Raw genomic sequence first — 19,219 nt, 5'->3', positions numbered from 1 at the left:
CTGAGCGGCGGCACCATGACGGAAGTCTCGTTCTATCATCTCCAGCGCCTGCCACTGGAGCGGGTGCTGCCGCAACTCATCGAGAAATGCCTGGAGCGCGGCTGGCGCTGCGTCGTTCAGGCCGCATCGCGTGAGCGCATCGAGGCGCTCGACCAGCATTTGTGGACATACGACGACGCGTCCTTCCTGCCGCACGGCACCGACCGCGAGCCGGACGCCGCGCTGCAGCCGGTGCTGCTGACCAGTTCGGACGTGAATCCCAATGGCGCGGCGGTGCGATTCCTCATCGACGGGGTGGGGCTCGAGAGAATCGAGTCGTATCTGCGCCTCGTCCACCTGTTCGACGGTTCAGACCCGGAACAGGTGGACCGCGCGCGCGAGCACTGGCGAGGCGCGGTCCGTGGCGGCCACGAGGTCGCCTATTGGCAGCAGGACGCAGACGGACGCTGGCAGCGCAAGTAGCGCGGGGGCCTGCCGATCGGACCGGCGATTATCGCGAAGGCCAGCAAATTCGGGCTTTGTGCGGGCATCCGGCACCATTTTCCCGCCGCCATCGGGCCTTTATTGGCGGTATCGGCATGGCTTCGCTCAGGCTGGTCTATCCACACCATGGTGCCACCCCCGAAAATGTGACCCGGCGGCAACACTCTGTCGCGGAATAGCCCCAGAGCCCTGTTGACGGCTACTTAGCCTTTGCGCCGCTGGGGCGATTCAAACAATATCCTCCTCGGATGCCGCGGGGTTCTATGCGGTGGGTCCTGACAATCGAAAACCCAACATTGGTCCAATTTGGGGGAGAATGAAGTGAAGACGGTCATTAAGAACGTGCTACTCGGCTCGGTTGCCGGGCTTGCGATGGTCGGGACTGCTGCGGCGGCCGATCTGCCTGTGAAGGCAAAGGCTGCGGAATATGTGAAGATCTGCTCCACCTACGGCGCGGGCTACTACTACATTCCCGGCACCGACACCTGCCTGAAGATCGGTGGCTACGTCACCGCTGACTTCTATGTCGAGAACTTCAAGAACGAAGATAACTTCAGCGTCGATTACGACCACCCCGGTGGGTATAGCGACCGCACCAGCGGCAATGCTAACTTCAGCCAGAGCGACACTGAGAGCTACTTCAAGACTCGCGCCGCGATCCAGATGGACGCCCGCACTCAGACCGAGTACGGCACGCTGCGCAGCTACTTCGAAATGCGCTATACCTACGGCAGCGACAGCGCGCAGGACTACACTGCCGATACGCTCCGCCTGAAGTACGGCTACATCCAGTTCGCGGGCTTCACCTTCGGTAAGGCGACTTCGAACTTCGACTTCTGGGCCGGTGACTTCTACGAAGGTATCGATCCGGGCTTCTTCTACTCGGACGCCACTCCGCTGCAGATTGCCTACACGGCTGACTTCGGCAACGGCTTCTCGGCCACGATCGCCATCGAAGACGCTTACGAGCGTACTCGCGACTACTTCGACATCGGTATCGACAGCTCCTTCGGTGAGCACCGCCAGGAAGTTCCGGATATCGTCGCCAATCTGAGCTACGAAGGTTCGTGGGGCGCGGCTCGCCTGTCTGGCGCTCTTCATCGCCTCGAAGACCAGTACGGCAACTTCAATTCTCAGCCGAATGACGATTGGGGTTGGGCTGCCCTCGCCGGTGTCCGCTTCGACATCGCCGAGACCACCACTATCTACCTCGAAGGTGCGTATGCGGACGGCGCTCTGGGCTATCTTGGCTTTGGCGCGACGGGCGTGATGGACTTCGCTGATGGCGATGCCAGCAACTTCGGCGGCGCTCAGTCGGTGGACTTCAACGGCGACTCGATCTCCGGCTGGTACGTCGGCGGTGGTATTCGCCACTACTGGGTCCCGACCGTGTTCACGTCGTTTGTCGGCAGCTACGGCGAAACCGACAGCTACACCACGTTTGACGGCGTCAATACTGTCAATAGCGGTTTCCCGAATCCGGATTACGTCAATCAGTACGAGCAGGGTAAGGACAAGGTGTACAGCCTTGCTGCCAACATCGGCTGGAAGCCGGTCAAGGGTCTGCAGTTCGTCCTGCAGTATGATCGAGTCTGGACCGAGTTCAGCTACAACGGCCGCATCAACGACTCCGATGCGCCGAGCAACTACTGGGACGACAGCAACAGCTACTCTGGCAACAACAAGCAGATCACCGATCGTATCCTGCTTGAAGCCAAGCGCTCCTTCTGATCTCGTCTGAGATTGGATACGGAAAACCCCGGCGAAAGCCGGGGTTTTTTGTTGTCGGCTCTCGCCCTTGTCCAGCGGGGAGGCGCGGCAATGAGACGTGCCTCGCCTTGTCAGAGGCGGTGCCAGTCAAAGAATGGCGAAAGAACTGAAGCTATCAGTGCCGCTGCACGCGCGCGGTATCGAGGGGGCAGTCAGTATCCGTCCGGTCGTTCAACCGGCCGCCTGCGCCTCTTCATAGGAGGCGGACAGTTCCAGCCAGCTCTCCTCGGCGTGGCCGAGCGCCTCGGATGCCTCGGCCCGGGCCTTGCCGAGCTTCGCGGCCCCCGCCGGATCGCGCTCATAGAGCCCTGGCGCCGCGAGCTTCTCGTCAAGCACGGCGATTTCCCGCTCCAGCTTGGCGATACCTGCCTCGGCATCCTTGATGCGCTTGCGCATCGGGCCAAGTTCGGCGCGTTTGCTGGCGGCGATACGGCGCGCCTCGGCCCGATCGCCATCTGACTTTCCGTCGGTCTTGCCATTGCCGGCGGAGGTGTCGGTACGAGCCAGCACCAGCCGGCGATAATCCTCGAGATCACCCTCGAACGGCTTCACCGTGCCGCCGGAGACCAGCCACAGCCGCTCGGCGCAGGCATCGAGCAGCGTGGCGTCGTGGCTGATCAGGATCACCGCGCCGGGAAAGGCGCTGATCGCCTCGACCAGCGCCTGGCGCGCCACTATGTCGAGATGGTTGGTCGGCTCGTCGAGGATCAGCAGATGCGGCCCGTGGAAGGCGGCGAGCCCGAGCAGCAGCCGCGCCTTCTCGCCACCGGAAAGCGAGGCGATTCGGGTGTTGGCCGCCGCGCCGGAAAAGCCCATCTCCGCCGCGCGCGAGCGTACCTTGGCTTCCGGCGTGTCCGGCATCAGCCGGCGCACATGGTCATAGGCGCTATCGTCCGCCACCAGTTCGTCGAGCTGGTGCTGGGCGAGATAGGCAACCTCCAGCCCGCTTGCCCGCACGATACGCCCGCTTTGCGAGGCAATGCGCTCGGCGATCAGCTTGGCGAAGGTCGACTTGCCGTTGCCGTTCGGGCCAAGCAACGCGATACGGTCGTCGTGATCGATGCGCAAGGTGAGGTTGCGCAGGATCGGCTTGCCCGGCTCATAGCCGGCAGCGACGCCGTCGAGCGTGATGATCGGCGGCGAGAGCAGGCGCTCGGGATGGCGAATCGAGATCGCCGCCGCCTCCTCGCCTCCCACATCCGCGATGGGTGCGAGCTTGGCCAGCGCTTTGAGTCGCGACTGCGCCTGGCGGGCCTTGGACGCCTTGGCGCGGAAGCGCTCGACGAACGCCTCCATGTGCTTGCGCTTCGCCTCCTGCTTCATGCGCTGCTTGCTATCGAGGATCAGCTTTTCCTGGCGCTGCCGGTCGAAGGAATCATAGCCGCCGCGCCACAGCGTCAGCTTCTGCCGGTCGAGATGCAGGATGAAGGACACCGAGCTGTTGAGCAGTTCGCGGTCATGGCTGATCAGCAGCACGGTCCGCGGATAATGCGCGAGATAGTCCTGCAGCCATAGCGTGCCTTCGAGGTCGAGATAATTGGTCGGCTCGTCGAGCAAAAGCAGGTCCGGTTCGGCGAACAATATGGCGGCGAGCGCCACCCGCATCCGCCAGCCGCCGGAGAATTCCGCGCAGGGCCGCGCCTGCGCCGCCTCGTCGAAGCCGAGACCAGCGAGGATGCGCGCAGCGCGCGCCGGCGCGGCATGGGCGCCGATATCGGCCAGCCGGGTCTCGATCTCGGCGATGCGGGTGGGATCGGTGGCGGTGGCGCTCTCGCGGATCAGCGCGGCGCGCTCCTTGTCGGCGGCGAGCACCACTTCGAGCAGTGTCTCCGGCCCGGCCGGCGCCTCCTGCGCCACCTGGCCGATGCGCGCGCGGGTCGGCACGCGGATCTGCCCGGTCTCCAGCGAAAGTTCGCCGGTGATGGCGCGGAACAGCGTGGTCTTGCCGGCGCCGTTGCGCCCGACCAGTCCGACCCGCGCCCCCTCGGGGATGGCGACAAAGGCATGGTCGATCAGCAGGCGGCCCGCGAGCCGGAGCGAAATATCGTCAAGTGAGATCATGCCGAAGGCTTTAGCCTTGGCGGGGCAGGGCGGGCAAGCGCGGGGTGCGGGGGGCGCGCTGTTTCAGCATTCTCCGAGGCCGGCCGTTGGCCGGCACCTCAGGATGATGATCATCCAGGAGCTACGTCATCCTGAGGTGCGAGCGCGGCGAGCCTCGAAGGATGCTCAATACAACGTCGCCACCCCGCCCGGCAGACGCTGGAAGGCGATCAGGTCCAGTGAGGGTGTCGCCGCATTGCCGAGGAAATGGCTCAGCAGCGCGTGCACCTGGCCGCGATGGTGGGTCTGGTGGTTGAAGAAATGGTCGAGCGCGGTGTCGATCGGCTGGCTGAAGCGCCGGCCCGAGCTGTTCGAATACTCGATCACGCGGGCGAGCCCCGCCTCGTCCAGCCCGGCGACGAAGGCGACGATGCGGCCGTCCTCGGCTTCGCGCTCGGCGCGCAGATCCTCCAGGCGCTCGAACAATATGGCGTCGAGTGGGGATTCCTCGCCAATGCCGGTGAAGCGGCCCATCCAGACGCGGTCGGCGACGACGAGGTGGTTCAACGTGCCATGCACCGAACGGAAGAAAGCACCGCGATCCTCCCGGTATCGAGTATCGTCGAGCTTCGCCGCGGCGTCATAGAGGCGTTGATTGGCCCAGCGATTATAGCCGGCAAGCATATGGTAGCGAGAAAGCGACATTTACCGTCCTCATTCACGAAAAGGCGGAAAAGCGGATCAGGCCGAAGCTACTATACTGCCGGTGTGGGCACTCGATTCGCGCCGTGGGCGCAAGGGGGGATCATGAAGAAGTATGTAGCAGAATTCATCGGCACAGCCGTGCTCGTGCTGCTCGGCTGCGGCTCCGTCGCCATCACCGGCTTCGCGGGCGCCTCGCCGGTGTGGTTCCTGGCGGTGGCCTTTGCCTTCGGCCTTGCGGTGACGTCGATGGCCTATGGCATCGGCCCGATCTCGGGCTGCCACATCAATCCCGCGGTGAGCATCGGCGTCTGGGCGGCGGGCCGCCTGCCGACCTCCGAGCTGCCCGGCTACATTATCGCCCAGGTGCTGGGCGGCATCGCCGGCGCCGTCCTGCTCTACATCATCGTGTCCGGCAAGCTTGCCGGCTATGATGTCGCCGCCGCCGGCCTCGGCCAGAATGGCTGGGGCGAGGGCTATGGCGGCGGCTACGGTCTCGCCTCGGCGATCATCGTCGAACTGGTCGCTACCTTCATCTTCCTGGTGGTCATTCTCGGCGCCACCTCGAAGGCAGGCGCGACGCCGGCGGCCGGCCTCGCCATCGGCCTGTCGCTGGTGATGATCCACATCGCCTTCATCCCGGTCACCGGCGTGTCGGTCAATCCGGCCCGTAGCATCGGCCCGGCGCTGCTGGTCGGCGGCAAGGCTATCTCCCAGCTCTGGCTGTTCATCATTGTCCCGCCGATCGGCGGCTTCCTCGCCGGCCTGCTGTTCAAGAACAAGGTCCTCGAGGACTGATCTGGAGCTGAGTCTAGACGGAGACGGGCGACGGATTGCTCCGCCGCCCGTCATGTCGGCCCGGCCACGGGGGGCTTGCAGCCAAGCCGTCATTTGAAATCTGCTTTAAAGCCTCGCCCGGTCGCCGGGCGGGGCTTTTCTCATTCCGCCGCGCTCGGGGATGCGCTCGAGATTCTGGTGCGCCAGCTTCTGTAACGGATACTGAGCCGTTCCAATCGTAAGAGCCAATCAGTTTAAGTAGCTCATATGATAAGTTAAGCTGATGGCCATCATCTCCTTCCGGCAGCTGCGCTGTCTCGGCGCTTGGCCCGGCTTGGCCATCTCAGCCGCGCCGCGGAGGCGAGCGCCGTCGCGGAGCCGGCGCTCTCCATCCGGATCCGCGAGCCGGAGACACAGCTCGGCGGTGGCCTCGTTCGGGCGGCTGCCGGTTCGGGCGAATTTTCCGCTGCTGGAACCCGCCTTGCACGAGGCGCAGGCCAGCATGCTGATCACGGAATTGTTATCGGGTTGCGGTCACGGCCAGCTTGCCGGTCGATCATCCCGACTGCGCCAGCCTGTCTTTGTTCGAGGATGCCTTCCTGCTCGCGGTGCCGGCGGAGGGGTCGCTGGCGCTTGGTGAGGGTGCGGCCCGGCCGGCGTTACTCGATCGTCAGGATATTCTGCTGCTGGTAGATGGCCCTTGCCCGCGCGACCAGGCACTTAAGGTGCGCGCGAATGTCGATCCCCGGCGGCTCAGCAACCATCGCGCCACCTGCCGCCCAGCATCGTGCAGTTGGTGGCGAACGGGCAGGGGGTGACGCTGCTGCCGGAACTGTTCATCGACGCAGTGGGGGCACGGACCCGCGGGTGCGCCTACTGCGCTTCACCGATCCCGAGCCCAAGTGCGAGGTGGGCCTGGTAGAGCGGGGCTCTTCCCCGCGCCGGTACGAGCTGACCGGGCAGCTGTCCATTGAACGGGTGTGCTGAAATAGAAAGCCCCGATCCTGCTGGGCAGGACCGGGGCAACACGGCACCGGGGGTCGGCGAACCGGGGCCGTGCATTCGTGGAAGTGGTGGAGGGCATTCGCTATGTCCGCCCGCCTTGATGTCATTTATGGCGCACCGCGCAGGAACGCTTCCTGAACGCTTCGTTGCGTCAGATTCATCTACATGAACAATGGGTTGGTAGCCCGTTCATCGCCCGTTCAGCGGTGCCGGGAGGCTGCGCCTGCCGCGCAGCGCGGGCGGATTCGGGTACAAAAAAGAACGCCCCGGCTCCTGGGGAGGGAGTGCTGAGAAAAATTATCACGAAAAAATGTGAATAATAATATATAGATAGACGGACGGTCAGTCAGCTAGTAGCCAACACTGTAGCCTAAATTGTAACCCGAAATGAAGGTGCCCCGGCTCGCCTTGCCTCTACGATGCGTTTAGCTCGTCCAATTGCAAAATCGCGGTTGTGAGCTACCTCCAACTCGGCCTCATATCGCTCGAACAGAGGTAGAGCGACCTCACCAAAGCGCACGACTAAGTCAGCCGCATAGGCAAGCATCCGCTCGCGGTGCGGTACGTCGTACAAATCGGCGGGTAGGCGAGGGGGATGGTTCACGACGTTGCCGCTCTCACGTCCGTTACCATCGACGACCGGCACTCGCCGCGGGCGATCAACTCCGCCACGCCGCTCGAAATGCCCAGGCGCACGTACTGCTCCAGCGGCTCATAGCAATCGGTCTGCCAGGCACAGGCGACCGGTGCCCACTTGCCGAAGTGGAGAGTTCCGTTTGCGACCGATGACGACATCTTTGAAACGTCCATTCGACCAGTGTTGGACGTCATCCAGACATCCGATACCTCTCGACACAAGGTTTACGGATTTACGGAATTAATCCGAAGGAAAATTCAAAAAAAATCCGGCGCACGCCGGGGCCGTCGGGCGAACTTCGACTGGGCGTTATCCGCCCGTCTCTAGAAAGTCGATAATAACGATGTGGTTCTGGCCGCCCGATCGGCTAGCTGCCTTGGCGATCACCGTAATGATCGATCGCGAGGCGAAGGCCAAGCCATACGGGCTATTTGGAAGCATGATCGCGGGGTCCACGATGGTCGCTGCAATAGTAGCCTCGGGGTGCGAGTCCGTGGCGACCCCGCACGCGCCCGTTTCCAAATTCAGCCACTTGATCGAAACCCGGATCTCCTGCGCACGACTTACTTGATCCCAGCTCGTGCGAACCTCGGCCGGCAACCCGTTCATGGGTTCGGCTTTCCCTGAAGTTGCCGATCCAGATATCAGTGAAGCGTAGACAGTGGGCCCCCTGTCTTCCTCGCCGACTCCGCGTAGCAACCAAATTTCGGTGGTCTCTAAAACGCGGGCCAAATCGACGAGCTTGCCACCCTTGATGGTGCCCTTCTTGCCATAAAACAGATCCGACACGTACCCCCGGTTAAAGCCGGCACGCCGCTCGACCTCGACGGCGGTGAGTTCCAGGGCACTCATTCTCCGCTGAACCCGATCCGTGAACGTCATTTCCTGCGTCACAAAAGCCTCGTCTGGTTGGCCGTCCAAAATTCTCCGACACATCAGGCCGGGCGCGTCAATTACCAGAGTCCAAATTCTCCGCTTGACGCGATTTGGATATTCGGAGAAATTCCGAAAACAGTCAATCGTGATCTGAGCATTTCTAGAAAACTGCTCCCGCGTTCCGAAAATCTCGCCGGACATTGTTCACCGCTGCCCAAAGGGCTGAGTGCGCAGTGGTCGACGGTCCGATGGAAACACGCTCCATCGATCCATGAGGCTTCTGATGGCAAAGCTCGGCTTCCAACTCGTGCTGGACGAGTACGACCACATTGGCGAGAACGGCGAGGACATCCCCGCCTATGACGAGTTGCGCCAGCACCGCAAATGGGTGTCGTGGAAGCTCGGCGCCCCGAGGAGCGACTCTGGCAAGCAGACCAAGCTCCCCGTCAATCCGATGACTGGCCGGCTTGCCAGCAGTGGGAAGCCGGAAGATTGGGGCACCTACGAGCAGGCCAAAGCGCGCACGCTCGCGCAGGGCCTCGCCGGCAACGGCTATGTGTTCACGGCCGACGATAACTACACCGCGATCGACCTCGACCATTGCCGAGATCCGGACACAGGTGAGTTTGAGCCGTGGGCTGCGGAAATTCTGGCGTTCGAAGAGACCTATGCCGAGGGCAGTCCGTCCGGCACAGGCGTTCACATGATCGCCCGCGGCAAGATCGAGCGCACGATCAAATGCGACGAAGCCAATGTGGAGATGTACGTCTTCGGCCGCTACTTCACGATGACCGAGTCGCAGATCGACGGCTCGCCCATGTCGATCAGGCCGGCGCCGCGCACTATCGCAGCCCTGCTGGCACGTATCGAGGCGAACAGGCCCACGCCGGCACCGGCCGCCCCGGCGACGCCGAACCTGCCGGCGGTGCTGCCGCAGCCCGTGCGCCCCTCGAACGTGACGGTGCTGCCGCCTGTCAGGCCCGGCAACTTCTTCCGGAATGTGAACGATGCCGCGCTCGCCAACCTCGACGCATGGGTGCCGGCCGTATTCCCATCGGCCAGGACGCAGTTGAGCACGGGTGGCTACCGGATCAAAAGCAAAGCGCTTGGCCGCGCCCTTGAGGAAGACCTCGGCATCATTCCAACCGGGATCTGGGATTTCGGGCTGGAAGCGCCGAGCACGGCCATCAGCGTTGTCATGGACTTCGGCGGCGCACCGGATTCGCTCTCCGGAGCGAAGTGGCTGTGCGCGCAGATGGGGATCGACCCCGAGACGTTGGGCTTCGGCCAGGAGGACGCCGCGTTCATGGCCGAGGCGAATGCGCTGGGTGAGGCGATCCTTGCCAGTGCGTTGCGCGCCGACGCCGACGACGACGTAGAGCCGATCGAGGCCGCGCCCCAGCTCTCTGACGCCGATCGCGAGTTCCCCGAGGAGTACCTGAAGCTCCCCGGCATCCTCGGCGAGATGATGCGCTACGTGCTCGACAGTGGCGGCACGCGCATCCCGCTGTTCGCCGCGGCGGCGTCGCTTATGGCCGTCAGCACACTGATGGGACGGCGGCTCTATTACGGGCTCTCCGCCGATAAGACGCCGACGCACCTCTACATGGTCGGCATCATGGGTACGGGTGGCGGCAAGGATCACCCGCAGCAAGCCCTAAAGCGGCTGCTGGACGCCGCTTCGGGCGAGCACCCCATGATGACGCTGCACCGGACATCGGTGTCGTCAGCGGCCACGCTGGGCGTCCACCTGGGCTCACATCCGCTCCAGTGCCAGATCGTCGACGAGATCAGCGGCCTGTACGCCAAGATGACCGGCCGGAACGCCAGCTCGCAGGAATCCAACCTGCTGCTGAACCTCTGCACACTCTGGGGCCTGTCGGATGGCACGTTCGCGCCCGAGAGCACCATGTCGCGCGGCTATACGATCATCAAGCGCCCCAGCCTCTCGATCTTCGGCTTCACCACGCCCACGGGGTTCTATGAGAGCCTGCGGAGCAAGCACGTCGCGGGCGGCTTCCTGAACCGCTTCCTCGTGCTGCCGAAGTATCAGCGCGTGCGCTACTCGACCCCGGTCCTTGCCACCAAGGACGTGCCGGAAGGGCTGAGGCGACGGCTCCAGTTGCTGTACGACTTCCAGAACCAGCCTAAGCCCGGTCAAGTGGTCAAGCCCGGCCTGCCGCTCATGGGGCCGACCGATGCGGAGGTGCCGCCCGAGATGACCAGCGTCGGCGGAACACCGGAGGCCGAGGCACGGCTCGCCGAGCTGGCCGACGAACAGTACGACATGGTCTGCGGCGCGGACACAGACCCAATGCTCGAGACGTGGGTTCGCTTCACGGACATGGTGCGTCGGCTCGCGCTGATCCATGCGGTCGGCCGCTTCTCTGACCGGGATCTGCACGGCATCGTCGTCGACCTGTGCGACGTGACGTTCGCGGGGCGTCTGGTGCGTTGGTCGCTCGACACCTTCGTCACTGGCATGCGCCAGAACATGGTCGAGAACGAGCACCAGGCCGAATACAAGCGCGTGCTGGGGATCATCCGCACCACTGGCACGATCGGCCACCGCGAGCTTCTGCGGAAGCTGCAGGGCAGCATCAAAGCCCGCGAGCTTGGCCCGATGATGGACATGATGATGTCGGCAGGGCAGGTGAAGCCGATCAAGGAGCCTGCGAAGCGAGGCCCGCCGAAGGTCAGCTATCAGTTCGTGCGCGACTGACGATCCAACAGCGAAGACCAGCAGGCGTAGCTCAGACGGGCTTCCCCTGCTTCCGCATGACCAGAGCATTGCGCAGGCCGGAGCCACACGCTGCGAGCACCGCGCCGACCGCGCCGCCGCCGATCGCCTGTCCGAAGGCTTCGAATGCTACCAGGGATGAGGTGGTGTCGAGGCCGGTGTTCAGCAGAGCGTAGAGCGCGCCTACAAGTGCTCCATAAAGGGCAACGCGCCCCGTGTTCCATCGCCGCGGCATCGCCATCCCCTTCATGCCAGTGAAGGAGGACCATGGCGGTATTGTGGGAATATACCAATCGGGTGGCCAATCAAGACATCAGCGCAGCCTCGCCCAGACGCGGCGACGAGAACACCACGCGGGATGGTCATGCTTCGGCACCGCGGGAAGCGCAGCCGGCTCGCAAGGTCCGCAAGGGGGAAGTCCCGCCCTTGACCACCAGCGTCTTCAGATCGAGATCGGATGACCAGTCGCACCAGCCGACCTTGGTCACGCCCACGCGGCTCCCGCGCCCGCATCGCGCATGCACCTTCCACGACAAATCGTATGCCTCGCCCAGCGTCTCGATCATGCGAACAAAATGAAAACATGGGGCGGGGGCGTCAAGGGGGCTGGGGGCTGGGGGCTGGGGGTGTCATGACTAGTTTTGACAAGTTATGACTAGTTTTCTAGGTGGGTAAGCAGTGCTGTCGTTTATTGGCGAAACTAGTCAAAACTAGTCATGGTCGAATTTGACAGGTTTCGGCGGCAAAAAGATGAGCCTTTATATATAGTTATAGAGAGAGAATCCCCTTTATATAACTAGTCATGTCGTTTGATATCTCTATGTCCTCAGTGCATGGCTTATGCCGCGAGCTATGCAAAACCCCTGAAATCTCCATATCTACGTGTAAGAGCATGACAGGTTTGACAGGTTTTCATCGGGCACAAAAAAGCCGGGGCAGTGAGCCCCGGCGAGTTGCGGTCATTGGTGATGTGGAGCGCGGTCAGTAGTGGTGTCGCGAGCCGAAGTAGTTGAAGTCGTCCAGAGGATCGGCCTCGGGCGGCACGACCTCGACGCACCAGAGCCATCCGTTGATCCGGACGATGTCGCCCTCATCCTCGTCGAGCCTGCGGAAGACGACATCGATGCACTCGACGTCTTCTGCCAGGGTGCCATGGATGGTCCCGGCTCTAATATGCATTGGGCCAAAGGCGTCCTCAGGTACCTCAGAGGAACGAAAAGATGGGAAATTTTCCATATATTTTTCGATAATTAGTCGACATGCGGCATCCGAGTACGGCAATTTGCAGAAATTTTCAAAGTATTACGCTTCTGAGAGGTGCATATATACCTCGCTTATCTCCGGATCTCGACGCGCCCATCGTCAAATCGCGCCGTGTTCATTGCAGACTATCTCATTGATATTGTTGTTTTTTAGCGTTGTTTAGGGCTTGTTACAGCGCGAAGACGGCCTCCGAGTGGGCGGCAGTCCTCCTCATAAATGTTAACCTCGGCCACGCAAATCGAATGGCGATGCGCGATCGATCGCCGGGCAGAGATCGATGCTGACGTAGTCCTGCGCACTTCGTTCTTCGTAGGAGCACGTGTTGTTGCCGCTGGGAGCGTGCCCTGAATGCCCAGGGACCAGCCAGGGTGTCGTTCATGCCCTCGACAGTTATCCAGCCTCAAAGGATGAGCGCATCTGCTGTACGGGGGCGTCAAGAAGACCAAGGACGGCTTCGAGATTAAGCTTCGGGATCGCGACCGCGCGATGCAGCGGCCGCCACCTCGGCATGTTCTCCGAGAAGCTGATCCTCAAGGGCGACCCCGAGGACCCGCTGACAGTGATTTTGAGGAGCATGCAAGGGAAGTCGTTGCCGTACGTCGCCAGGCTGCCGTCGTATAAGTAGGCCAGACGCGGGACACCACGTGGGCCAGAGCCGCGAGATGCATCGCATGTCCCGACGGGACGGCGTCGTGGGACCTTCCCGAATGAGGAATGCCTCGGCGTTGAATGAAACACCTGTCAGGTGTTCTTGGCGACGAGACGCTTCACGATGTGGGGCAGGATGATCGTCGTTGCCACGCTCAGGATCACGTGGTTCGAGACGTGGCGCACTTGGCGGCTCGACTTTCGTGAGAGCGGCCAAATTCCACCAGCTAGCAGGCCGAACACCGCTCACCCGGCAGGTGACGCCTAGTGTTCGATGATCCTGGCGATTGCGCGCCCCACGCTCGACCCTCCAAGTTATTCAGTGACCCCCGGGTAGGTTTGTTTCGCAAGAAGCTCGGCCAAGTGAACCGCATTGGCCGCCATCATGCCTGTGGCCTGGGCTGTCTTGTCATAGGGCTTTCGCAGATCCGCGTACTCCGTTGAGCCCATAGCCTCGCCAATCCAATAGGTCCCGCCGCACGCTGGGATGGTGAACCCAACGTCATTGAGGGCCTGGAAGATTTCGGCGTGGCAATGGTGGGCGCCGTCTTCCTTGCCGACTATCGCCACGACGGCAACCTTGCCGAACGAGGGCATCCTGTCCTTGTCATCGGTCTCGTCCAGGAACGCGTCCATGCGCTCCAGCACACGTTTCGCAATGCTAGACGGTTGTCCGAGCCAGATCGGCGTGCCGAGAATGAGGATGTCGGCGTCGAGAATTCGTTGACGAAGCGCCGGCCACTCGTCGCCATCGCCCTCGTCCGACGTTACCCCGGGCTTGATGTCGAGATTGGCGACCCGCACGCGCTCGCCGTCGACGCCGAGCTTCGCGAGTTCCTCGAGCGCCTCGCCGAGCAACTTGTCGGTCGACGAGGATTCCTTCCCACGCTTCAAGGTACAATTGAGAGCTAGGGCCGTTAGGGACATGGGACGATCCACCCTGTTGTGACGGCTAACAACCGATCCTAGTCCTTGTTCCTGCCTCCAAGTCCTAATACGAAGCGCGCTTCCAAAAGCCGGCCATCTCTCACGGCATGGATAAGGTCGCCCGACGAGATCGTCTCGATCTGTTCAGCGAAGCGCTCGAGATTGAGCGTCATCTGCGCATCGTGGCCCGCGTCAGACGAACTGCATGAGCAAGGGCAAAGGCGCATAGGCATCCCGGTCGCGAGGCCGGTCAGGCGACACCTTTGCCGCCCGTGACGCCGAAGACCTCGCCGTTTATGAAGCTTGCCTCCTGCGAGGCGAGCAGCACATAAATCGGCGCGAGTTCGACGGGTTGGCCTGGTCGCCCGAAATCGCTGTCCTTGCCGAAATTCTCGACTTTCTCGTCAGGCTGGCCGCCGCTTGGTTGCAACGCCGTCCAGAAGGGGCCGGGCGCAACCACATTGGCGCGAATGCCCTTTTCGATGAGTTGCTTAGCGAGCGCCTTGGTATAGGCCACGATGCCGGCCTTGGTCGTTGCGTAGTCGAGCAGGATGGGAGAGGGCTTGTACGCTTGGATCGATGCCGTGGTGACGACCGATGCGCCGGGCGGCAGATGCGGCACCGCTGCCTGCGCGATCCAGTGCAGAGCGTACAGGTTGGTCTTCATCGTCTTGTCGAAGTCAGCCGTCGACAGCTCTTCGATGTTATCACGGTACTGTTGTCTGCCGGCGTTGATGACCAGAACGTCCAGCCCCCCAAGTTCTGATACCGCCTTCTGCACCAACTCGCGGCACCAGGCTTCCTCCTTGACATCGCCGGGGAGCGCGACCGCCTTGCGTCCTTCAACCTCAATGAGCGCGATGACCTCCTTGGCGTCAGCCTCTTCCTCAGGAAGGTAGGAAATGGCCACATCCGCGCCTTCGCGAGCGAAAGCGATAGCTGCCGCGCGGCCGATGCCGGAGTCGCCGCCAGTCACCAGTGCCTTACGCCCGTCGAGCTTTCCCGATCCGCGATAACTTTCCTCGCCATGATCTGGACGCGGGTCCATTTTTCGGGCGAGACCCGGCGCCGCCTGTGGCTGCTCGGGGAAAGGCGGCTTAGGATACTGCGAGCGCGGATCTTGCATTTTCAAACGATTGGGCATGGTGGCCTTCCTTTGAGTGTTTGCCCGAATGGCGGCAAGCGGCGGGTTTCCGAATTGGCAGCGACGACGGCCTCGCATTCCGGCGAGCCGTCATGGGGCAGGGAGATCGACAGCGTAACGAGAATGGTCGTCGACAGAATTCTGGCTGCCGGTTCTGGAAGGATTCGAGCCAGAGTTGCGTCTCCGTGGGCGTCTTAGGGCAAACATCCTTGAATACAGGACGAACGCTTCACCGCTCGGGCGAGTTCCGGTCGAGCGTTGCCGTCGTGAGCCGTTCTGCCTGCTGATACATCCCCGACGATATGCCCGATCGCCACGCGATCGCTTAGGAATGCGTCGCCGGCCAAATGCATTGACTCCCGCAACCCAAAAGGAAACAAAATAGGAACAACTAGGAGCCTGCCATGACGAAGCCTCGCCATTCACCGCCAAGGATCGAGGACAAGGAGCTTCTTGAGCTGCTCAGGAAGGCGCGGGATGGCGTCATCAAGTTCTCTGGCATGCACGGGCCGCGATCCGGTTATCGGGCCATGGCTGGCGCGGTCGTCAAGAACATCGACGAGCTGGCGCAGATCCTCACGGGCGATCCGGCCTACTTCCACCTCAAGGGGCACTCGGCGCCCCCGCCCCTGCACTCCCGACCGAAGGAATGAGAGGAGCAATGTCCACCATCACTTACTACGTAGCCCTTCCTTTCATTCGAACTGAGGAAGGCACCCTTGTTCCCGGCGAAGGCGTCGAGGCGCAGAACGAGCATCAGGCCAAGTCGCGTGCCCGCACCATGAGTTTATCGGTTGCCGCCGCAATCGCGTTCTCTCGCAAAGGCGATGCGGATCTCGGCGACTTTGAGCCGGCTGAAATCCTGGCACGCTACGGCGACACGCCGGACGAGGTTGATTAATAGGATTGCGCACGCGCATACCCAAAAGGCCGCCATGACAGATGTTCGTGTCCGACTGAATGGTGACCACTAACGTCACTTGATCAGCTGATGCCATTGCGGATCGCGGTCGACATCTGATCGGACCCAGCTGACCCGAGCTCTACCGCCGTGGGTCTCGGGGCTTAAGGGGCGTACCTTCGCGCGAGCCATCGACCGTGTTTTGCGTCTTCGGGCCGAGCCTCTTTTCGCGAGGGGTATTGTCATTGCGAACCTCGTCGAGCGGCGGCGCCGAGGGGTTGGTCACTGGCGTCGGCCTATCGTTCAGCACAGCATCAACGTTCGCTGGGTCAATCACGATGGTGTTTTGATCGAGACGGCGCGGATCGCGAACCATGTTTCCTCCGAATTTTCGTTCGGAAGGAAACTGATCGGCTGAAGTTTCGGTTCCATACAGTGTTGGGCCGACGGAGCAGAACGCCATGTCATGCGTTCTGGACGCAGCAGATGCGGGCTGCTCAGTGTGGCACCGCCTCGCAGGAGGAATCCGAATGCGTGTTCCCTTACGCCATCGCCTGCTACTTTTCGCCGTCTTAGCTACGTTTACCCAGGGCGCTTTATACGCCGTGGTTTCCGCGCAAGCACAGGAAGAAGGCCCCGCGGCCGCCTGCGCCAAGGGCACGGATGAATCGAATGCGGCGCTGGCGAGCGCGTACATGAACGCCTTCGCAGCCGCTGATGAGAGGGTATTCGATGAGATTCTGTCCACGGACTACAAACATCATTTCGGCATCGGTGAAGATGCGCAGACGCCCGCCGGGCTCAAGCAAAAGGTCGCCGAGTGGTACAAGGCTTTCAATGGTGGGGCGTTTGACGTCCAGCAGGTCATAGTTAGTGGCGACATGGTGGTGGTCCGCTGGAAGCGTACCGGCGTGCAAGTCGGGGACTTCGCAGGCGTTGGCCCGTCGAATGTCGAGACCACCTATACCGGCATCAACATCTTCCGGATGAAGTGCGGCAAGGTCGCTGAAAGCTGGAACGAGTCGGATCACTTGGGACGACTTCAGGCCGCTGGAGTGCTCACAAAAGACAAGCTGCTAAAGCCCTAAGGCGGCGGCCATCACGACAAATACACCGTCTAGTGTTCGCTCGGCGCACCGACCACGCTCGCGGGCAGAATATTCGCAACGCGAGGCGATCAAACGGATATGCGCTAGGAACTGAGTGTCCGGGTCTCGGAGGGTATCCCGCCACGGCGGGCCAGAAGCCGAAGCATAGAGTCATCATCGTACCGGGAACGGAGTCGTCGAGGCGCCGTTGAGTCTCTCGTAGTAGGGAGCGCGTCGATGGCACCTCGGGCACAATGGAAGGGCTTCCTGAAGGTGGCCGAATTGACCTGCCCGGTGGCGCTCTATACCGCGGCATCGACTTCGGAGCGGGTCGCTTTCCACACGCTCAATCAAACCACCGGTCATCGGCTGCGACGCGAATTCGTCGATCAGGACACCGGCGACGTCGTCGATCGCGAAAACCAGGTGAAAGGCTTTGAGGTCGGCAAAGACGAATACATCATACTTGAGCCCGAGGAGATTGCGGCGGCCACGCCTGTCAGCGACAAGACGCTCAGCGTCCTGCGCTTTGTTCCCTGCGATGACATCAACGACGTCTACCTCGACAAGCCTTATTACCTCGCTCCGGACGGCCGCATTGCCGCCGTCGCCTTCGGTGTAATCCGCGAAGCGATGAGGACGCAAAAGGTGGCTGCCTTAGCCCAGGCGGTACTGTTCCGTCGTATGCGCACGGTGCTACTACGACCGTTTGAAGGGGGCATTGTCGGCAACACGCTGCACTTCAACTACGAAATCCGCTCGGTTCAAGAAGCCTTCAATGACGTCCCCGAGATGAAGATCGAGGGCGAGATGTTGGATCTGGCCAAGCACATAATCAGCACAAAAGTCGGCAGCTTCGATCCCAAGAACTTTGATGACCGATACGAGGCCGCTCTCGCCGAACTAGTGAAGGCGAAGATGGAGGGGCGCACGATCCAGGCGCCCAAGCTGGCGAAGCGCGACAAGGTGGTGGACCTCATGGAAGCGCTGCGGCAGAGCGCCGGTGTCACGGGCAAGCCGGCCTCCGCGAAGACTTCTCCGAAGAAGGCAGTCAGAGCCGGGACGGCGCCCAAGAGGCCGGCAGCCCGGGCGCAGAGCCGCAAGGCAAGCTAATCAGCGCCGCTTGGTCTTCCCCTTGCTCTCGGTCTCCACGCTCTTGCGGAGAGCGTCGAGGATGCTCACGACGTTGGCTGGCCGCTCCGGTTCTTCTTCCTTGGCTTGTTTGACGGGCTTACGACCCTTGAGCTTGGCGTTGATCAAGTCCTGCAGGCGATCCTGGACAGGATCGTTGAGCGACTTTTCATCCCAGCGGCCGGTCTTTTCCTTTACGAGGTACGTGCCGAGAGACAACAGGTCCTTGTCGACCTCATCCTCGCCGATGCTCCCGAAATAATTGGCTGGATCGCGAACTTCATCGCCGTAGCGCAATGTCCAGAGCACGATGCCTTTGTCGCGCGGCTCCAACATCACTGCGCGCTCGCGCCGATACATGACAAGCCGCGATATGCCGACCATCTCTGTGGCCGCCATGGCGTCGCGAATGACGGAAAAAGCTTCCTCGCCGACCGGATCATCTGGCTTGAGGTAATGCGGCCGGTCGTACCAAATCCAGCTGATCGAATCCTTTGGCACGAACGTCTCTATGTTAATCGTGCGGGTACTCTCCAGCGCGACGGCCTCGATTTCGGCGTCGTCGAGAAGGACATACTCGTTCTCGCCGCGCTCATAACCCTTTACCTCTTCGTCTTCCTCGACGGGCTCGCCTGTTTCTGCGTCAACCATCTGCGTGACGAGTCGGTGGCCGGTGGCACGGTTCAACGTATGGAATTTGATCTTTTCGCGATCTGAGGTCGCGGGTGACATCTGCACCGGGCACGTAACCAGGGACAGCTTCAGGTAGCCTTTCCAGAATGAACGCGGTGCCATCGAATTCTCCGGCTGAATTGCCGAACAGGACAACGGGGCTGGCGGCCGTTGGTTGCGTCGAGGCCTGCCGTAGCTTGCTCGCTGCGACACGGCAGCGAGCAAGCGTGTCAAGCTGACAGAAGATCAGACGCTATAACGGTCACGCTCGCGAGTGATCTCTGTCAAGCGTAAAGGTCGGCGAGTTCGGGTCGAAGGCCCATCAGTGGGTCTGTCGGTAGACCAGCGAAACATCCACCGTCACGTGCCGTAGAGGGTGGAACAGTAAGCACTTTGCACCCTAGCGGAAGCGCCT

19 protein-coding genes are annotated in these 19,219 nt (G+C 61.8%); 8 read left to right on the top strand and 11 right to left on the bottom strand.

Annotation, left to right across the window (positions count from 1 at the left end; genetic code table 11):
• Positions 1-15: 15 nt before the first annotated feature.
• Both G3545_RS06325 and G3545_RS06320 read left to right on the top strand, forming a co-directional pair.
• On the top strand, positions 16-462 hold the full coding sequence (locus G3545_RS06325; RefSeq protein WP_170010878.1) for a DNA polymerase III subunit chi: 447 nt from the start codon (positions 16-18) through the stop codon (positions 460-462).
• Positions 463-804: 342 nt separating this feature from the next.
• Positions 805-2,214 (top strand): porin, encoded by a 1,410-nt coding sequence (locus G3545_RS06320; RefSeq protein WP_246702712.1) that lies wholly within the window; start codon positions 805-807, stop codon positions 2,212-2,214.
• Positions 2,215-2,424: 210 nt separating this feature from the next.
• Here the strand turns inward: G3545_RS06320 and G3545_RS06315 are convergent, their stop codons facing one another.
• Positions 2,425-4,314, bottom strand: a complete 1,890-nt coding sequence (locus G3545_RS06315; protein ID WP_170010876.1) for an ABC-F family ATP-binding cassette domain-containing protein — start codon at positions 4,312-4,314, stop codon at positions 2,425-2,427.
• 165 nt (positions 4,315-4,479) lie between these two features.
• The gene (locus G3545_RS06310) at positions 4,480-4,998 is read right to left on the bottom strand and encodes a DinB family protein (RefSeq protein WP_170010874.1); all 519 of its coding nucleotides are present in this window, start codon (positions 4,996-4,998) and stop codon (positions 4,480-4,482) included.
• Between the two features lie 102 nt (positions 4,999-5,100).
• On the opposite strand from G3545_RS06310, the gene G3545_RS06305 reads away from it, so the two are divergent.
• Positions 5,101-5,793, top strand: coding sequence for an aquaporin (locus tag G3545_RS06305; protein WP_170010872.1), 693 nt, complete (start codon positions 5,101-5,103; stop codon positions 5,791-5,793).
• Positions 5,794-7,377: 1,584 nt separating this feature from the next.
• Here the strand turns inward: G3545_RS06305 and G3545_RS06300 are convergent.
• Positions 7,378-7,608, bottom strand: coding sequence for a hypothetical protein (locus G3545_RS06300; RefSeq protein ID WP_170010870.1), 231 nt, complete (start codon positions 7,606-7,608; stop codon positions 7,378-7,380).
• A gap of 115 nt (positions 7,609-7,723) precedes the next feature.
• The gene (locus G3545_RS06295) at positions 7,724-8,491 is read right to left on the bottom strand and encodes a hypothetical protein (RefSeq protein WP_170010868.1); all 768 of its coding nucleotides are present in this window, start codon (positions 8,489-8,491) and stop codon (positions 7,724-7,726) included.
• 82 nt (positions 8,492-8,573) lie between these two features.
• Between G3545_RS06295 and G3545_RS06290 the strand changes: the two genes are divergently transcribed.
• Complete coding sequence (locus G3545_RS06290; RefSeq protein ID WP_170010866.1) at positions 8,574-11,012, top strand: hypothetical protein; 2,439 nt, start codon at positions 8,574-8,576, stop codon at positions 11,010-11,012.
• Between the two features lie 31 nt (positions 11,013-11,043).
• On the opposite strand, the gene G3545_RS06285 is transcribed toward G3545_RS06290, so the two are convergent.
• The 6 genes from G3545_RS06285 to G3545_RS06265 form a co-directional block, all read right to left on the bottom strand.
• Positions 11,044-11,265 (bottom strand): hypothetical protein, encoded by a 222-nt coding sequence (locus G3545_RS06285; protein WP_170010864.1) that lies wholly within the window; start codon positions 11,263-11,265, stop codon positions 11,044-11,046.
• A 127-nt stretch (positions 11,266-11,392) separates the two neighbouring features.
• A complete protein-coding gene (locus G3545_RS06280; protein ID WP_170010862.1) occupies positions 11,393-11,596 on the bottom strand; it encodes a hypothetical protein in 204 nt (67 codons plus the stop codon).
• A gap of 415 nt (positions 11,597-12,011) precedes the next feature.
• On the bottom strand, positions 12,012-12,209 hold the full coding sequence (locus G3545_RS06275) for a hypothetical protein (protein ID WP_170010860.1): 198 nt from the start codon (positions 12,207-12,209) through the stop codon (positions 12,012-12,014).
• 1,047 nt (positions 12,210-13,256) lie between these two features.
• The gene (locus tag G3545_RS06270) at positions 13,257-13,868 is read right to left on the bottom strand and encodes a flavodoxin family protein (RefSeq protein WP_170010858.1); all 612 of its coding nucleotides are present in this window, start codon (positions 13,866-13,868) and stop codon (positions 13,257-13,259) included.
• 38 nt (positions 13,869-13,906) lie between these two features.
• Entirely contained in the window at positions 13,907-14,041 is a 135-nt protein-coding gene (locus G3545_RS29875; protein ID WP_281411708.1) for a hypothetical protein, read from the bottom strand.
• Positions 14,042-14,118: 77 nt separating this feature from the next.
• Positions 14,119-15,012: an SDR family oxidoreductase gene (locus G3545_RS06265; protein ID WP_170010856.1), complete on the bottom strand. Its 894-nt coding sequence runs from the start codon at positions 15,010-15,012 to the stop codon at positions 14,119-14,121.
• A 404-nt stretch (positions 15,013-15,416) separates the two neighbouring features.
• On the opposite strand from G3545_RS06265, the gene G3545_RS06260 reads away from it, so the two are divergent.
• The 4 genes from G3545_RS06260 to G3545_RS06245 all read left to right on the top strand — a co-directional run bounded on the left by G3545_RS06260 (position 15,417) and on the right by G3545_RS06245 (position 18,114).
• Positions 15,417-15,665: a hypothetical protein gene (locus G3545_RS06260; protein WP_170010854.1), complete on the top strand. Its 249-nt coding sequence runs from the start codon at positions 15,417-15,419 to the stop codon at positions 15,663-15,665.
• A gap of 8 nt (positions 15,666-15,673) precedes the next feature.
• A complete protein-coding gene (locus G3545_RS06255) occupies positions 15,674-15,913 on the top strand; it encodes a hypothetical protein (protein WP_170010852.1) in 240 nt (79 codons plus the stop codon).
• Between the two features lie 530 nt (positions 15,914-16,443).
• Positions 16,444-17,001 carry an ester cyclase gene (locus G3545_RS06250; RefSeq protein ID WP_170010850.1) on the top strand — a complete coding sequence of 186 codons (558 nt, stop codon included), beginning with the start codon at positions 16,444-16,446 and terminating at the stop codon, positions 16,999-17,001.
• A 237-nt stretch (positions 17,002-17,238) separates the two neighbouring features.
• Positions 17,239-18,114: a Ku protein gene (locus tag G3545_RS06245; protein WP_170010848.1), complete on the top strand. Its 876-nt coding sequence runs from the start codon at positions 17,239-17,241 to the stop codon at positions 18,112-18,114.
• Here the strand turns inward: G3545_RS06245 and G3545_RS06240 are convergent, their stop codons facing one another.
• Positions 18,115-18,927: a Ku protein gene (locus tag G3545_RS06240; RefSeq protein WP_170010846.1), complete on the bottom strand. Its 813-nt coding sequence runs from the start codon at positions 18,925-18,927 to the stop codon at positions 18,115-18,117.
• Positions 18,928-19,219 lie beyond the last annotated feature (292 nt).

It is taken from the genome of Starkeya sp. ORNL1 (assembly GCF_012971745.1).
GTDB lineage: Bacteria > Pseudomonadota > Alphaproteobacteria > Rhizobiales > Xanthobacteraceae > Ancylobacter.
Note: the sequence above shows the minus strand (reverse complement) of the source record. Positions and strands in the feature narration are given on the sequence as shown.

What these genes read in the sequence shown, in the direction of transcription:
- G3545_RS06300 (WP_170010870.1), bottom strand. Translation starts at nt 7,608, where the DNA reads ATGACGTCCAACACTGGTCGAATGGACGTTTCAAAGATGTCGTCATCG.
- G3545_RS06265 (WP_170010856.1), bottom strand. Translation starts at nt 15,012, where the DNA reads ATGCCCAATCGTTTGAAAATGCAAGATCCGCGCTCGCAGTATCCTAAG.
- G3545_RS29875 (WP_281411708.1), bottom strand. Translation starts at nt 14,041, where the DNA reads ATGACGCTCAATCTCGAGCGCTTCGCTGAACAGATCGAGACGATCTCG.
- G3545_RS06305 (WP_170010872.1), top strand. Translation starts at nt 5,101, where the DNA reads ATGAAGAAGTATGTAGCAGAATTCATCGGCACAGCCGTGCTCGTGCTG.
- G3545_RS06255 (WP_170010852.1), top strand. Translation starts at nt 15,674, where the DNA reads ATGTCCACCATCACTTACTACGTAGCCCTTCCTTTCATTCGAACTGAG.
- G3545_RS06240 (WP_170010846.1), bottom strand. Translation starts at nt 18,927, where the DNA reads ATGGCACCGCGTTCATTCTGGAAAGGCTACCTGAAGCTGTCCCTGGTT.
- G3545_RS06285 (WP_170010864.1), bottom strand. Translation starts at nt 11,265, where the DNA reads ATGCCGCGGCGATGGAACACGGGGCGCGTTGCCCTTTATGGAGCACTT.
- G3545_RS06290 (WP_170010866.1), top strand. Translation starts at nt 8,574, where the DNA reads ATGGCAAAGCTCGGCTTCCAACTCGTGCTGGACGAGTACGACCACATT.
- G3545_RS06325 (WP_170010878.1), top strand. Translation starts at nt 16, where the DNA reads ATGACGGAAGTCTCGTTCTATCATCTCCAGCGCCTGCCACTGGAGCGG.
- G3545_RS06280 (WP_170010862.1), bottom strand. Translation starts at nt 11,596, where the DNA reads ATGATCGAGACGCTGGGCGAGGCATACGATTTGTCGTGGAAGGTGCAT.
- G3545_RS06295 (WP_170010868.1), bottom strand. Translation starts at nt 8,491, where the DNA reads ATGTCCGGCGAGATTTTCGGAACGCGGGAGCAGTTTTCTAGAAATGCT.
- G3545_RS06270 (WP_170010858.1), bottom strand. Translation starts at nt 13,868, where the DNA reads ATGTCCCTAACGGCCCTAGCTCTCAATTGTACCTTGAAGCGTGGGAAG.
- G3545_RS06245 (WP_170010848.1), top strand. Translation starts at nt 17,239, where the DNA reads ATGGCACCTCGGGCACAATGGAAGGGCTTCCTGAAGGTGGCCGAATTG.
- G3545_RS06315 (WP_170010876.1), bottom strand. Translation starts at nt 4,314, where the DNA reads ATGATCTCACTTGACGATATTTCGCTCCGGCTCGCGGGCCGCCTGCTG.
- G3545_RS06250 (WP_170010850.1), top strand. Translation starts at nt 16,444, where the DNA reads ATGCGTGTTCCCTTACGCCATCGCCTGCTACTTTTCGCCGTCTTAGCT.
- G3545_RS06310 (WP_170010874.1), bottom strand. Translation starts at nt 4,998, where the DNA reads ATGTCGCTTTCTCGCTACCATATGCTTGCCGGCTATAATCGCTGGGCC.
- G3545_RS06260 (WP_170010854.1), top strand. Translation starts at nt 15,417, where the DNA reads ATGACGAAGCCTCGCCATTCACCGCCAAGGATCGAGGACAAGGAGCTT.
- G3545_RS06275 (WP_170010860.1), bottom strand. Translation starts at nt 12,209, where the DNA reads ATGCATATTAGAGCCGGGACCATCCATGGCACCCTGGCAGAAGACGTC.